1 protein-coding gene is annotated in these 1,127 nt (G+C 66.6%); it reads left to right on the top strand.

Annotated features, from left to right (window positions below; genetic code table 11):
- Positions 1-160: 160 nt before the first annotated feature.
- Positions 161-1,127: class I SAM-dependent RNA methyltransferase (locus tag JCM25156_RS17575; RefSeq protein WP_242402734.1), on the top strand; the 967-nt coding region annotated here is incomplete at its 3' end.

Here is a 1,127-nt window from a genome sequence, read left to right as displayed (position 1 = left end):
TCGCGAGTCCGGGCTGCTGCCCGCGGCGCCCGATCAGGGCATTGTCGGGTTTGGTGAGGATATTCCGGCCTTCATGCAGCTTCCGCGCCGTGAGAAGACCGTCACCCCGGCGGATGAATAGGCCGCCTGCCCTTCAGACGATAGCATAATGGAAAACACAGTGGCCGAAGCCATCCGGGTGGTGGCGCTCGGCAACGATGGGGATGGCATGGCCCAGACCCCGCAGGGCCGGGTTTTCATACCCGGCACCGTGCCGGGGGACGACGTCCTTCTGGCTGATGAGACTGGCACCCATGCCACGCTGGAGCGGATTGTCACCCCCGGCCCTGACCGCGTGACGCCACCGTGCCACCTGTCCGACGCCTGTGGCGGATGCCGCCTGCAGCATATGGCCCTGCCCGCGATCGCGGCATGGAAAACCGCCCGCGTGGTCGAGGCGCTGCAACGCACCGGATTTACGGATATTCCCACCCCGGCAACCCATCAGGTCGCGCCGTATGGCAGGCGGCGGGTTGACCTGGCCTTCCGCCGTGTGGACCGGCGGATTGTCCTTGGCCTCCATCGCCGTCGTGGCGATGTGGTGGACATGACGCAATGCACGGTGCTGGACCCGGCACTTTTCGCCCTGCTTGCGCCGCTGCGGCAGGTATTGCATTCGCTGCCAGCGGTACATGCGGGGGGCGATGTCCAGATCAATCTGCTCGATAGCGGGCCTGACCTGCTGATCGCGCTGGATGGCACACCCGACGCCAATGACCGGCGTATTCTGGCCCAGTTTGGCAAGAGCCACGGCATCCCGCGCATTTCCCTGCGCGCCCAGCCGCCCGAAACGCTGGCGCTGACCGGGCCGGTCTTTCATCATTTTGATGGCGTGCGTGTTGTTCCCCCGCCCGGCGCCTTCCTGCAGGTGGCACGTGATGGGGAGGCCGCGATCAGGGCCGCGGTTCTGGGTAACCTGCCACGCAAGGGGCTGAAGGCCGGCATCATCGAACTGTACGCGGGCTGTGGCACCCTGTCCTTCGCGCTGGCGGAACACGCCAAGGTCAACGCCTATGAAGGGGATCGCGCGGCTTTCGCATGCCTGAAGCAGGCCAGCGGGGGCACCCGGGTCCTGCCCGCGCTGCGTG

The sequence above is a fragment of the Komagataeibacter kakiaceti JCM 25156 genome (genome assembly GCF_000613305.1).
This window is presented reverse-complemented; position numbering and strand designations above follow the sequence as displayed.